Annotated in this window: 10 protein-coding genes; 7 read left to right on the top strand and 3 right to left on the bottom strand. The window is 69.5% G+C overall.

Going from position 1 to position 13,376, the window contains the following annotated elements:
- Positions 1–13: 13 nt before the first annotated feature.
- Complete coding sequence (locus VF106_RS49970; RefSeq protein WP_330847206.1) at positions 14–1,192, top strand: S8 family peptidase; 1,179 nt, start codon at positions 14–16, stop codon at positions 1,190–1,192.
- Positions 1,193–1,214: 22 nt separating this feature from the next.
- Positions 1,215–1,454 (top strand): hypothetical protein, encoded by a 240-nt coding sequence (locus VF106_RS49965; RefSeq protein ID WP_330847205.1) that lies wholly within the window; start codon positions 1,215–1,217, stop codon positions 1,452–1,454.
- A gap of 306 nt (positions 1,455–1,760) precedes the next feature.
- On the opposite strand, the gene VF106_RS49960 is transcribed toward VF106_RS49965, so the two are convergent.
- Entirely contained in the window at positions 1,761–2,732 is a 972-nt protein-coding gene (locus VF106_RS49960; protein ID WP_330847204.1) for an aldo/keto reductase, read from the bottom strand.
- 55 nt (positions 2,733–2,787) lie between these two features.
- On the opposite strand from VF106_RS49960, the gene VF106_RS49955 reads away from it, so the two are divergent.
- The 3 genes from VF106_RS49955 to VF106_RS49945 all read left to right on the top strand — a co-directional run bounded on the left by VF106_RS49955 (position 2,788) and on the right by VF106_RS49945 (position 5,291).
- Positions 2,788–3,453 carry a DUF427 domain-containing protein gene (locus VF106_RS49955; RefSeq protein ID WP_330847203.1) on the top strand — a complete coding sequence of 222 codons (666 nt, stop codon included), beginning with the start codon at positions 2,788–2,790 and terminating at the stop codon, positions 3,451–3,453.
- Between the two features lie 117 nt (positions 3,454–3,570).
- Entirely contained in the window at positions 3,571–4,527 is a 957-nt protein-coding gene (locus tag VF106_RS49950) for an efflux ABC transporter ATPase subunit, DrrA-related (protein WP_330847202.1), read from the top strand.
- Positions 4,524–5,291 (top strand): ABC transporter permease, encoded by a 768-nt coding sequence (locus VF106_RS49945; RefSeq protein WP_330847201.1) that lies wholly within the window; start codon positions 4,524–4,526, stop codon positions 5,289–5,291. The genes VF106_RS49950 and VF106_RS49945 overlap by 4 nt, the downstream gene beginning before the upstream one ends.
- On the opposite strand, the gene VF106_RS49940 is transcribed toward VF106_RS49945, so the two are convergent.
- Positions 5,269–8,340 carry an ATP-binding protein gene (locus VF106_RS49940; RefSeq protein ID WP_330847200.1) on the bottom strand — a complete coding sequence of 1,024 codons (3,072 nt, stop codon included), beginning with the start codon at positions 8,338–8,340 and terminating at the stop codon, positions 5,269–5,271. The two genes, VF106_RS49945 and VF106_RS49940, sit on opposite strands and share 23 nt — an antisense overlap.
- 59 nt (positions 8,341–8,399) lie before the next feature.
- Here VF106_RS49940 and VF106_RS49935 point away from each other — a divergent pair, with 59 nt between their 5' ends.
- Positions 8,400–9,023, top strand: a complete 624-nt coding sequence (locus VF106_RS49935) for a YdcF family protein (protein ID WP_330847199.1) — start codon at positions 8,400–8,402, stop codon at positions 9,021–9,023.
- On the opposite strand, the gene hrpA is transcribed toward VF106_RS49935, so the two are convergent.
- Complete coding sequence (gene hrpA / locus VF106_RS49930; RefSeq protein ID WP_330847198.1) at positions 9,017–12,901, bottom strand: ATP-dependent RNA helicase HrpA; 3,885 nt, start codon at positions 12,899–12,901, stop codon at positions 9,017–9,019. The two genes, VF106_RS49935 and hrpA, sit on opposite strands and share 7 nt — an antisense overlap.
- 87 nt (positions 12,902–12,988) lie before the next feature.
- Here hrpA and VF106_RS49925 point away from each other — a divergent pair, with 87 nt between their 5' ends.
- Complete coding sequence (locus VF106_RS49925) at positions 12,989–13,369, top strand: PPOX class F420-dependent oxidoreductase (protein WP_330847197.1); 381 nt, start codon at positions 12,989–12,991, stop codon at positions 13,367–13,369.
- Positions 13,370–13,376 lie beyond the last annotated feature (7 nt).

Genomic DNA, 13,376 nt, shown 5'->3' with positions numbered 1-13,376 from the left:
AAGGTGACCTGCCATGACAGCGGCTGCGGACGGAACCACGGGCCGGTACCTCGTCCTGCTCGAAGACGACTGGAGCGACGCGACCGGCGAGCTGAACCGGGTCGCCGGCATCCGTGCCGTGGACACGGGTCAGGAAGGCGCGTCACCGGGCCTGTGGGAGGGTGACGGCCTGGTCATGGGTCAGCTCGGTGTCGCGCTCGTCACCGCGGACGAGGACCAGGTCACCGCACTCGCCAGGGCCGCGGACGAGCCGGGTCCGATCTCGCTGATCGAGCCGGAGCGGTTCGTGCGGGCCATCGAGCCGACCGCGCCGGCGACGGACGTGGAAGCACCGACCGTCGACGAAACCCTGTTCACGTGGGGACTTCAGGCGACCGGTGCACCGAACAGCAAGGCGACCGGCAAGGGCGTCCGTGTCGCTGTGCTCGACACCGGCTTCGACCTGAAGCACCCGGACTTCGCCGGCCGGACCGTCGTGTCCAGCTCGTTCGTCCAGGGCGAGGAGGTGCAGGACGGCAACGGGCACGGCACGCACTGCATCGGCACTTCGTGCGGACCTCGTGAGCTGGAGGACGGTCCCGCGTACGGCATCGCCTACGAGGCCGAGATCTACGCCGGCAAGGTGCTGAGCAACGAGGGATCGGGCGCGGACGGCGGCATCCTGTCCGGTATCGACTGGGCCATCACCAACGGGTGTGCGGTCGTGTCGATGTCGCTCGGCGCGGCCGCTTCGCCGGGGCAGGCGTACTCGCGCACCTACCAGCGGGTGGCGACCAGAGCCATCCAGAAGGGCACGCTGATCATCGCGGCCGCCGGCAACGAGAGCGACCGACGTGCCGGGCGGGTCAACCCCGTCGGTCACCCCGCGAACTGCCCGTCGATCATGGCGGTGAGCGCGATCGACGCCGCACGCAAGATGGCGTGGTTCTCGTGCGGGACGGTCGACACGATCGGCGCGGTCGACGTCACCGGGCCGGGCTTCGACGTCCACTCCAGCTGGCCCACCCCGCTGCGGTACAAGCGGATCTCCGGCACCAGCATGGCGACCCCGCACGTCTCCGGTGTCGCCGCGCTCATCGCGCAGGCCACCGGTGCGCGCGGATTCGAGCTGTGGGCCCGCCTCTCGCAGACGGCGCGCCGTCTGTCTTTGCCGTGCACCGACGTTGGGGCAGGATTGGTGCAAGCACCCTGACCGGCGTCATCGAGGAGGCCACGTGGCGGAAGAGCAGGTGGTCATCTCGGTGGCCGACGACCAGGTCGACGACATGGCCTCGGTGGTCGAAGCCTTACGGCACGCGGGATTACGCGTCGACGAGGTCCTCGAAAGCGTCGGCGTCGTGACGGGCACGGTCGAAGGGGATGTGCTGGGCTCCCTGTCGGCCGTGCCCGGCGTCGCGGAGGTGGAGCAGTCCCGGGAGTTCCAGCTGCCCCCACCGGACTCCACGGTGCAGTAAGCCACAGCACCTACTCGAACACTCGCCGGACTTGCTCCGATCATTGGAGCAAGTCCGCTCGGTCAGCCACGAAGCAGGACCGCAAACTCCAGCGGCGATCCGAACGAAACGAACCCTGCACCAAAGCCCTGCCCAACCGGCCTCCGCGACGCAGCAAGCCAACGAACTTACTCAGGCACGCGCCACACTTGCACCAAACATCGGAACAAGCCCGCTCGGTCCGCCCACCAAGCAGGACCGCAAACTCCAGCGGCCGATCCGAACGAAACGAACCCTGCACCAAACGTCGGAACAAGGCCTGCTCGCTCAGCCACGCAGTAGGGCGGCGACCTCCGTCAGCTGGTCCGGGCGGAGCGGGCCGTGTGCCAGGGCACCCGCGTTGTCTTCCGCCTGCGCGATGTTGCGGAAGCCGGGGATCGGGATCGTTCGTTCGCTGCGGGCCCACAGCCAGGCCAGTGCGCCCTGGGCCAGTGTGCGGCCGTCGCTCGTCAGGATCTCTCGGAGGGCGTCCACCTTGCTCGCCCACTCGTCGGTCGGCACGCCGTCGGCGAAGAAGCGCAGCCACTCCGGGGCCGCGGACCGGATGTCGGCGCCCGTCGCGGGGCGGTTGCGGTCGCGGCGGCCCAGCAGGCCCATGGCCAGCGGCGTGCGGTTGATGCTCGCCAGGTTGTGCCGTTCGCACAGGTCGAGGATCTCCGGCGCGTCGTGCAGGACGCTGCATTCGTGCTGCACCGCGACATAGCCCGGTCGGCCCGCCCACGCCGCGGCCCGCTCCGGATCGTCGGTGCTCCACGCGTAGCCGCGGATCAGGCCCTCCTTCACCAGCTCCTCGGCGGCGTCGGCCAGCGGTTCCGCCTCGTCGACCGACGGCGCGATGTGGAGTTGGTACAGGTCCAGGTAGTCGGTGCCCAGCCGCTGGAGGGAGGCGCGGATGGCCTTGCGCATGTACTCGACCGACTGGTCGGCACCCGTGAGGACCTTGGTGTCCTCGTCGAAGACGTTGCCCCATTTGCTGGCGATGACCACCTCGTCACGGTGGCCGGTGATCGCCCGGCCCAGCACGCGTTCGCTTCGACCGGCGCCGTAGACGTCCGCCGTGTCGAAGAAAGTGACGCCCAGATCGACGGCGCGGCGGATCGCGGCGATGGACTCGTCGTCGTCGACCTCGCCCCAACCCAGGGGCTTACCCTCGATGTCGGAGAACGGACCGCCGACGGCCCAGCATCCGAAGCCGAGCGCGCTCACCTCGCGGTCACCGATGACTCGTTGCGTGTTCATGCTCGACATCGTGAGGGGTGGAGCGCGCTCCAGGTCCAGGACTATTTTCGAGTTCATGCGCAGCAGTGAGGTGAGCCCCAAGCGGGTGCGGGTGTACGCGGGCGGGCAACTCGTGGCGGACAGCCGTGCACCCGTGCTCGTGTGGGAGATCCCGTACTACCCGACCTACTACCTGCCGATCGCGGACGTCCACGCCAGGCTGGAACCGGCCGCCGACGACACGTACGACGTGGTGACCGACGCCGTGACCGTGCCCGGCGCGGCACGCCTTATGGACGACCTGGTGCGTCTCGAGTTCTCCGCCATGGACGAATGGCTGGAGGAGGACGAGCCGATCTACGTCCATCCCCGCGACCCCTACAAGCGGGTGGACATACTGGCCAGCTCGCGCCACGTCGAGGTGCGGATCGACGGGCAGGTGGTGGCCTCGTCCACGCAGCCACGCATCCTGTTCGAGACCGGTCTTCCGCCGCGGTACTACCTGCCTTTGTCCGACGTTCGCATGGACTTGCTCCAGCCGTCGAACAAGAAGTCGTCGTGCCCGTACAAAGGCACGGCTTCGTACTGGCACGTCGGCGACCACGAGGACATCGTGTGGATCTACCGGACGCCGCTGCCGGAGAGCCAGAAGATCAGCGGGCTCGCCTGCTTCTACAACGAGAAGGTCGAGCTGTACGTGGACGGCGAGTTGCAGGAACGGCCGAACACGCCGTTCAGGTGACCGAGCGCGGCACGCTGGTGGTGCTTGGACACCTTGATGAAGCCGTGATGAAACCAGCTGCCCGCATCCTCCTCCTCGACGTGGCCGCCGGCGCCACGAGTGACGAGAAGGAGGGGCATGACCAGCGCTTCATCACGATCGGCGATCGCGGTGACCGGGTTGCGCAAGTCGTTCGGGGACAAGGTGGTTCTCGACGGCATCGACCTGGACGTCCGTGAGGGGACGACGTTCTCCCTGCTGGGCCCGAACGGGGCCGGCAAGACCACCGCGGTGCGGATCCTGTCCACGTTGATCGGCTTCGACGGCGGTCAGGCGCGGATCGCCGGGCACGATCTCGCCACGGAACCCGACGCGGTGCGTGCCGCGATCGGGGTCACGGGCCAGTTCTCGGCGGTGGACGACCTGCTCACCGGCGAGGAGAACCTCGTCCTCATGGCCGACCTGCACCACCTCGGCCGCGCCGAGGGGCGGCGGCGGGTCGCGGCGCTGCTCGACCGTTTCGAGCTCACCGAGGCGGCCAGGAAGCTCGTGTCGACCTACTCCGGCGGTATGCGACGCCGGCTGGATCTGGCGATGACGCTGGTCGGCGACCCGCACGTGATCTTCCTCGACGAGCCGACCACCGGGCTGGACCCTCGCAGCCGTCGCGTGATGTGGCAGATCATCCGCGAGCTCGTGGCCGGCGGAGTCACGATCTTCCTGACGACGCAGTACCTCGAGGAGGCCGACGAGCTGGCCGACCGGATCGCCGTTCTCGACCACGGCAAGGTGGTCGCGGTGGGCACCGCGGAGGAGCTCAAACGGGGCATGCCGGGTGGCCACGTGCGGCTGCGGTTCGGCGACCTGGCCGGGCTCGACGCGGCGGCGTCCGCCCTTGGCGGGGTGTCGCGGGACGACGAGGCGCTCACCCTGCAGGTGTCCGGCGACGGCGGTGTCCCGGCGTTGCGAGCGCTGCTGGACCGGCTGGAGCGAGCAGGGATCGAGGTCGACGAGCTGTCCGTCCACACCCCGGACCTCGATGACGTCTTCTTCGCCCTCACGGGCCACCCGACCACGGAGGAGACGGTCCGATGAGCGACGCGGTGACCATGGTGAGGCGCAACACCAAGCACACCCTGCGCAACCCCAGCGCGGTGATCATGACCATCGGAATGCCGGTGGTCCTCCTGCTGCTGTTCGTCGGCGTGTTCGGCGGGGCGTTGAACACGGGACTTCCCGCCATCCGACGCGACGGCGACTACATCGACTACCTGGTGGCCGGAATCCTGCTGATGACCGTGGGCTACGGGTCCACCACCACGGCTCTGGCCGTCAACCGGGACATGACCGAGGGTGTGATCAACCGCTTCCGCACGATGGCCATCTCCCGCGCGTCGGTACTGACCGGGCACGTCGTCGTCTCCACGGTGCGCACGCTGATCAGCGCCTTCCTGGTCATCGGCGTCGCCATGCTGCTCGGCTTCCGGCCGACCGGCGACCCCGTGCGGTGGCTGGCCGTCATCGGCATGCTCGCGCTGCTCGCGCTCGCCCTCTCCTGGCTCGCGGTCGCGGTCGGCCTGCTCGCCAGAACGGCGGAGGGCACGAGTCCTTTCGTCCTGATCGTCCAGGTGCTGCCGTTCCTCAGCAGCGCGTTCGTCGCGCCGGATGCCATGTCCGCGCCGGTGCGCTGGTTCGCCACGCACGAGCCGTTCACACCGATCATCGACACGCTGCGGGGACTGCTGCTGGACACGCCGGTCGAGGACAGCGGCGTTCTCGCGGTCGCATGGTGCGTCGGCCTCGGGCTGGTCGGCTACCTGTGGGCGCGGGCGCTGTTCAGGCGGGATCCAAGTCGGTGAGCTGATCCAGCGCGGCGGCCCGCAGGCCGTCATGGTCGAGCCCGGCGTACAACGACACCGCCTCCGCGTACGCCGGCCGATCGGCCTGCTCGGCGATGCCCGTGATCCGCTCGGCCGACATGGTCGGCTGGAACTCCCGCAGCAACCCGAAACGCTGAGCCAGGGCGATCATCCGCACGCCCCGCGCAAAAGCGCCACGGTCGAGTTCCACCACGGCCAGCGCCAGAAGGAGCGAGCCGCAGATCGGGAACTGCGGCACCGGCGCCGAGGTGACCATGGCCGACAGGATGCCCGGCAGCGCTTCGCTGATCTCCCCGACCAGCTCGAGGCGACCGTAACGCGCGTGGGTGACCACGGCGACGGCCTCGACCTGGAAGGGCCACAGCCCGGTCAGGTCACCTCCGGCGTTCCTCGCGCGGTCGGCGGCCTGCCGCCACAGGAGCAACCCCGCGTCGACATCACCGCGGCCGAGCAGGATCTCGGCGCGGGCGCAGATCTCGAAGACCATCAGGCAGGGATCGCCCCCGCTGCCGTGTGCCGCCGCGCCCAGCTCACGTTCCGCCTCGTCGAACGCGCCGCGCTGCAGGTTGGCCAGCACCAGCGCCCACCTTCCCCGGGTCGCGGTGGACCACCCGAGCCGTTCCGTGATCGACAACGCCGCGTCAAGGTGATGGAACGCCGGCTCGCCCGGGTCGACCTGCAGGCACAGCTCGCCGACCCGGCCGTGGGCCACGGCCCGGAGCAGCAGCGGACCGTCGTCCTCGACGCACGCGAGCATCCGCCTGGCCGCCAGCAACGCGTTGTCCTGGTCGCCCCGGTTCTCCCACAGGTGGCTGAGCACGTGGTTCGCGATGGCGGCCAGCAGTGGCTCGGGGCTGGCGGCCATCTCGTGCAGCGCGGGGACGTCCGGCGCGCACAGCACGATGTGAGCGGCCCCGATCACGGTGTCCGGCGCGGCCGGCGGCAGGTGACGCAGGGTGACCAGTGCGCGGAGCGGGCTGAGCTCCGGCATGACGAACCCGATCATCGCGCCCAGCACCGCGGCCGTCCTGGTGGCCTCGACGAGGGCGGCCTCGGGCCGGACGTGGGACAGCACCCAGGCGGTGTCCTCGGCCAGCACCGCGAGGCGGGTGAAGTTCGACTCCGTGACCCACAGGCTCGCCAGTAGGGCAGCCGTCACCGAGACGGTCGCGCCGTCCTCCCGGTCGAGCCCGTATCGCAGCGCCAGCAGCAGGTTGTCCTGCTCGGCCCGGATCGTGTCGACGGCGGCACCGGAGACGAGGTCCGGCTCCTGCCACCGTGCCCCGAAATCGCGGGCCCACGCAAGGAAACGGCCGATGACGTCGTCGGTCTCGCCGGCGAGCTCGCGGCGTGTTGTGCTGAACTCGCGCACGGTCTCCAGCATCCAGAAGCGCGTGCCCGAGCCGCTGTCGGCCAACCTCAACAGCGACTGGTCGACGAGTTGCTCCAGGACCACGTCGTCACCGAGCACGTGCCGCGCGGCGGCGGCCGTGAATCCGCCCGGGAACACGGACAGCGCGCGCATCGCGGTCTGCCCGGCGGGCTCCAGGATGTGCCAGCTCCAGTCGATGACGGCCCGCAGCGTCTGGTGACGCCGTGGCGCGTCGCGCGGACCGCCGCGCAGCAGGGCGAACCGGTCGTCGAGGTGTGCCACGATCTCGACCACCGACATCACCCGCACCCGCGCCGCCGCCAGCTCCACCGCGAGCGGCAACCCGTCCAGCCGGCCGCACAGCTCCCGCACCACCGTCGGCGGCAGGTCGACGTCGGGGCGGGTCGCCCTCGCGCGCTGACCGAACAGCTCGACCATCGCCGGCAGATCCAGCTCGGGCAGCGCGTACACCGATTCCGACGAGAGCCGAAGCGGGGCACGACCGGTGGTGAGCACCCGCAGATCCGCGCTCCTGGACACCAGAGCGGCCACCAACTCGGCGACGCCGCGCACCACGTGCTCGCAGTTGTCCAGCACCAACAACGCGGGTCCGGGTCCGAGAACGTCGAGGATGCCGGCGAGCGCGTCCCGCCTGGCGAGCCGGCCGCCCGGGGCCTCCCTCCCGCCGAGCGCGGACGCGACCTCACCGACCACGTCGCTGTCGGCGGTGACGCCGGCAAGGCCGACGAAGGCCACCACCCGCTGCTCCGCCTCCCGGGCGACCGCGTGCGCGAGCCGCGTCTTGCCCAGACCGCCGGCTCCGACGATCGAGGTCACCCGTGACGCACGCACCAGGTCGGCCACGGCGGCAACGTCCTTGTCACGGCCGAGCATCGGGTTGGGCTCCTGCCGCACGCCACGCCGGACCACGGGCGCGACACTCAGCAACAACTCGCGATGCACGCTCTGTAGCGCGGGGCCCGGGTCGCTGCCCAACTCATCCCGCAACGCCCGCCGGTAGTTGTCGTACCTGGACAGTGCCGTGGCCGGGCCCACCGTGGCAGCCTCGCAGCGCAGCAGCTCCACCAGGACTTCCTCATCCCGGGGACGTTCCAGGATCAGCTCGCCGAGCGGCTCGACCGCCTCGCCGGAACGCCCGAGCCGGGACAGCGACAGCGCGCGAGCGCGGGCCAGCGACCGGTACGTCGACGCCCGCGCCGCGCGCAACACCGACAGCGGGTCGTCGAGCCCATTGTCCCAGCTCGTGGCGCCCTCGCAGAGCGCAAGGCCGGCCTCGGCGTGCTGGAGCGCCGAGGCGTGGTCGCCGGCGCGGGCGCACTGCTCGCTCGCGGACGCGCTGAGCAGCACAGCGGACGCGTCGACCTCACCCTCGCCCAGCGAGAGGCGATAGCCGGTGGCTGTGCTGAGGATGACGTCGGCACCAAGCCGCGCACGGGCCCGCGACACCAGGAGCTGCAGCGCCTTCGTGGGGTGTTCTGGTCGGTCGTCCGACCACAGCGTTTCCACCAACCGGGCGGTGCTGCAGCCCGTGCGCAGTTCACCGGCCAGGAGCGCGAGCAGGCCACGCAGCCCGGAGCCGGTGATCTCCATGCCGCGGTAGGACACCCGCGACAGCAGCGCGAGCTCGATGGTCACCGACGTCAGGGTAGCCGGACCGCGCGGTTCTCACCCCGATCAGTGGGAGGATCGCGGCCGTGAACGTGACACGGAAGGCACTGCCGGTACTCGGGTTCGTCTCGGTGATGGCGTGGAGCGAGATCGTGCACTGGCGGGCCTCACGCGCCGAGGTGCCGGCCGCTCGACCCGCGCGTTCCGAGGCGGTGGTCGTGCTCGGGTACCGGAACCGGAGTAGCGAGCGGGCCAACGCGTTGAACCGGTGGCGGGTGCGCGCGGCGCTTCGTTCGGTCGACGAGGCGTTGCCCAGCTCGGTCCTGGTGTGTTCTGGCGGGGTGACAAGCAAGACCGGTGCGGTGTCCGAGGCCTCGTTGCTGGCGCGGTATGCGGTTGCCGAGCTTGGGTTCGCCGGACATGTGTTGTTGGAGGAACGGTCACGCAGCACGTGGGAGAACGTTCGAAATGTGATCCCCTTGCTCGAAAACGTGGACCAAGTCAAGATCGTGTCGAACCCACTGCACGCGCAGAAGGCACGCCTCTACCTGCGTCGCCTGCGCCCCGACCTCGCCGGGCGCCTGGTGCGGGCCGCCGACTACCGGTTCGGGGAAGCGTGGGCGATCAAGCCCTTGTTCGCGCTGTACGGGCTGCGGACGCTGGCCCGTGCCAGGCGCAACCTCGTTGCCGACGACACCCTGGTTCAGTAACCCAGCGCCTCGTCGATCGCGCGGTAGACGCGTTTCTCCGAGACCGGGTAGGCCGTCTTCAGCGTCTGGGCGAAGTAACTCACCCGCAGTTCCTCGATCATCCAGCGGACCTCGGTCAACCGCGGGTCGTCGCCGAGTTGGGACCTGGCTTCCCCGTACGCCTCCCACACGCCCTGCACCGCGTAGGTCCAGTCCGCGTCGCGGGCCGGGCGTTCCGCGAGTTTGTCCAGACGGCGAAGTATCGCCGTCAGATATCGCTCCAGGTCGGACAGTCGCCGGTAGCCGGTCGCGGTGATGAAACCGGAGAAGACCAGCTTCGATCGCTGCGTGCGCATGTCACTCACGGATTCGGTGAACACCTTGCCGGACATGCGGTCCAGCGCCGTGTCCACCGTTGCGTTCACCGTCAGCGCGCCTCGGACGCGGGCCAGCACGTCGTAGAGCACGTCGTGCAGGTCCGCGCGGACGGCGTCGCACAGGGCCCGGAAGGCGTCGGCCGTCCACGCCGGTCCGCCCGCCCGGTCGATGAGGTGGTCGGCGGCGCAGTCGAGGGCGTCCGCGAGTAGTCCTGGCACGCTGCCGTGCGGGTTGGCCGACAGCGCGAGCTTCGCCGCGTTGTCCAGTCGCCGCACCACCTGCTTCACCGGCGACGGCACCGTGAGCAGCACCAGCCGTCGCGTGCCGCGCCACATCGCGCGACGCTGCTCCGCGGGGTTGTCGAACAGGCGGATGGCCACCGACGTGCCCTCGTCCACCAGCGCCGGGTACGCCGTAACCTGCTGGCCCGCGCGGCGCAGCGACACCGACGAAGGCAGTTCGTCGAAGTCCCATGACGTCAGGCCCTCGCGGGTGATCCCCTCGGCGCCGGACTGCAGCGACTCGCGGACCCGGTCGGCCAGCTCACGCTTGAGCACGCCGAGGTCCTTGCCCTGGATGATCGGCTCACCGGACGACTCCTCCACGACCTGGAAGGTCGTGCGCAGGTGCTCGGGCACCTGGTCGAGCTGCCACGCGTCGTCCGGCACGACGACGCCGGTGATCTCCCGCAGCACGGCGGACACGTCGTCGACCGTTGGTTCGGTTATTGGAGTAAGTCGGTCGAGAACCGCGGCAACATGGTCGGGCACTGGAACGAAGTTGCGGCGGATCGGCTTCGGCAGCGAACGGATCAGCGCCGTCACCAGCTCGGTTCGCATGCCGGGCACCTGCCATGGCAGTCCGTCCGCACTGACCCGGTTCAACAGCGGCAGTGGCACCTGGACGGTCACGCCGTCGGTGGCCTCGCCCGGCTCGAACCGGTAGGTCAGCGGCAGCTGGATGTCGTTGTGCCGCATGGCGTCCGGATAGTCCTGTTCGCTCACCCCCACGGTCGGGTTGAGGAGCAGGTCCTTGCTGAAGGTCAGCAGGTTCGGCTGAGTCTGCCGGGTCTTCTTCCACCAGGTGTCGAAATGCCGGCCCGAAACGACCTCCTGGCCGACCCGTTCGTCGTAGAACTGGAACAACGTCTCCTCGTCGACGACGATGTCCCGCCGCCGCGCCTTGTGCTCCAGCTCCTCGACCTCGGCCAGCAGCTCCGCGTTCTGTGCCAGGAACTTGTGGCGGCTCTCCCACTCACGTTGCACGAGCGCGTGCCGGATGAACAGCTCCCGCGCCACCTGCGGGTCGATGCGGCCGTAGTTCACCGCCCGGTCCACGACGATCGGCACGCCGAGCAGCGTCACCCGTTCGGTCGCCATCACCGCGCCGCGTTTCTTCTCCCACCGCGGCTCGGAGTACGTGCGGCGAACCAGGTGCCCGGCGAGCGGCTCGATCCAGTCCGGTTCGATCCGGGCCACGATCCGGCCCCACAGCCGGGTGGTCTCGACCAACTCGGCGGCCATCACCCAACGCGGTTGCTTCTTGAACAGCGCCGAACCGGGGAAGATGCCGAACCGCGCGTTGCGCGCGCCGAGGTAGTCGTGCTTCGCGGCGTCCTTCAGCCCGATGTGCGAGAGCAGACCGGCGAGCAGCGACCGGTGGACCTGGTCGGGCTTCGCTGGTGTCTCGTTCGGCACCACGTCGAGGCTCTTCGTCATCTGCTTGAGCTGCGCCGCGACGTCCTGCCACTCCCGCACCCGCAGGTAGTTCAGGTACTCCGCCCGGCACAGCTTGCGGAACCGGTTCGCCGACAGGTCGCGCTTCTGCTCGGTCAGGTACTCCCAGAGCTTCAGGAACGAGACGAAGTCGGAGTCGGGGTCGCGGAACCGGGCATGCATCTGGTCCGCCTGCGCCTGCTTGTCAGCCGGCCGCTCCCTCGGGTCCTGGATGGACAGTGCGGCCGCGATGACCGTGACCTCGCTGACGCAGCCGTTCCGGTCGGCCTCCAGCACCATGCGGGCGAGTCGCGGGTCGACGGGCAGGCGCGACAGCTTGCGCCCCAACGGGGTCAGCTGGGGCGTGGTGTCCTTCGTGGACGTCTCGAGCGCGCCGAGCTCGTGCAGCAGGTTCATGCCGTCGGTGATGTGCCGGCGGTCCGGCGGCTCCACGAAGGGGAACTCCGCGATGTCACCGAGATCGGCGGCCGCCATCTGCAGGATGACCGACGCCAGGTTGGTCCTCAGGATCTCCGGGTCGGTGAACTCGGGCCGGGCGTCGAAGTCGTCCTCCGAGTACAGCCGGACGCAGATGCCGTCGGACGTACGGCCGCAGCGGCCCTTGCGCTGGTTCGCCGACGCCTGCGAGATCGGTTCGATCGGCAGCCGCTGGACCTTCAACCGGTTGCTGTACCGGGAGATCCGGGCGAAGCCGGGGTCGATGACGTACTTGATGCCCGGCACGGTCAGCGAGGTCTCGGCCACGTTCGTGGCCAGCACGACGCGACGGCCGCGATGTCGCTGGAACACCCTGCGCTGCTCCCCCGAGGACAGTCGCGCGTAGAGCGGCAGGATCTCCAGCCCCGGTTTCTCCAGCGCGGTGAGCGCGTCCGCCGTGTCCCGGATCTCCCGCTCACCGGACAGGAAGACGAGGACGTCGCCAGGGCCTTCCGCCGACAGCTCGTCGACCGCGTCGAGGATGGCCTGTGTCTGGTCGCGGTCCGGATCGGCGTCCGGATCGTCCGGGTCCACGAGCGGGCGGTACCGGACCTCGACCGGGTACGTCCGGCCCGAGACCTCGACGATGGGGGCGTCGTCGAAATGCCGGGAGAACCGCTCGGGGTCGATGGTCGCCGAGGTGATGATCACCTTCAGGTCGGGGCGACGCGGCAGCAGGCGCTTGAGGTAGCCGAGGATGAAGTCGATGTTGAGGCTGCGTTCGTGCGCCTCGTCGATGATCAGCGTGTCGTACTGCCGCAGCATCCGGTCCGACTGCAGCTCGGCCAGCAGGATGCCGTCGGTCATGAGCTTGACGAACGTGCGGTCGCCGACCTGGTCGGTGAACCGGACCTTCCATCCGACGGCCTCGCCGAGCTTGACGTCCAGCTCGTCGGAGATCCGCTCCGCCACGGTGCGCGCGGCGATCCGGCGCGGCTGCGTGTGCCCGATCATCCCGCGCACGCCACGGCCCAGCTCGAGGCAGATCTTGGGCAGCTGTGTGGTCTTGCCGGAGCCGGTCTCGCCGGCCACGATCACGACCTGGTGCTCGGCGATGGCCTTCGCGATCTCGTCGCGACGCTGGCTGATCGGCAGCTCGTCCGGATAGGTGATCTTCGGGACGGAGGCGGCGCGGGTGGTGGCCCGGTTCGCGGCCTTCTCCACCTCACCGGCGATCTCGTCGATCGCGGCCTGCCTGGCCTCGACGTTCTTGATCTTGCTGACCCCGTCGAGGCGACGACGAAGGCGCCGCTCGTCACGCAACGTCAGCTCTTGGAGGCGGGCACGCAGGCTGGCGGGAGTACTCATCTCGACATCGAGCCTAACGGCGGGCACGAGCGAGTTATTTCACCGGCCGGCGGGAATAGGCCCGAAGTGAGCACGGTTGGTGACGGCATGACCAAGAAGTTGAGCCCTCAAGAAGTTGAGCTGCTGAACGAACCGCAGATCGCGAACGTCGCCACCGTCATGGCGGACGGCACTCCGCAGGTCACTCCGGTGTGGATCGACACGGACGGCGAGCACGTCCTGTTCAACACCGCGAAGGGACGCGTCAAGCATCGTAACCTGGTGCGGAACCCGAAGGTCGCGATCTCGGTGGTCGACAAGAACGACCCGTACCGCCTGGTCGTGCTGCGCGGCACCGCCGAGTTCGTCGACGAGGGCGCCGACGCGCACATCGACAAGCTGGCGAAGAAGTACCTCGGCGCGGACACGTACCCGTGGCGCAAGGAGGACGAGCAGCGGGTGATCGTCAAGGTCACGCCGGAGAAGTAGGCGGGGC

The organism is Actinophytocola sp., from assembly GCF_036378875.1.
Classification (GTDB): domain Bacteria; phylum Actinomycetota; class Actinomycetes; order Mycobacteriales; family Pseudonocardiaceae; genus Actinophytocola.
The sequence above is the reverse complement of the archived record's forward strand: the minus strand, read 5'-3'. Positions and strand labels throughout refer to the sequence as shown.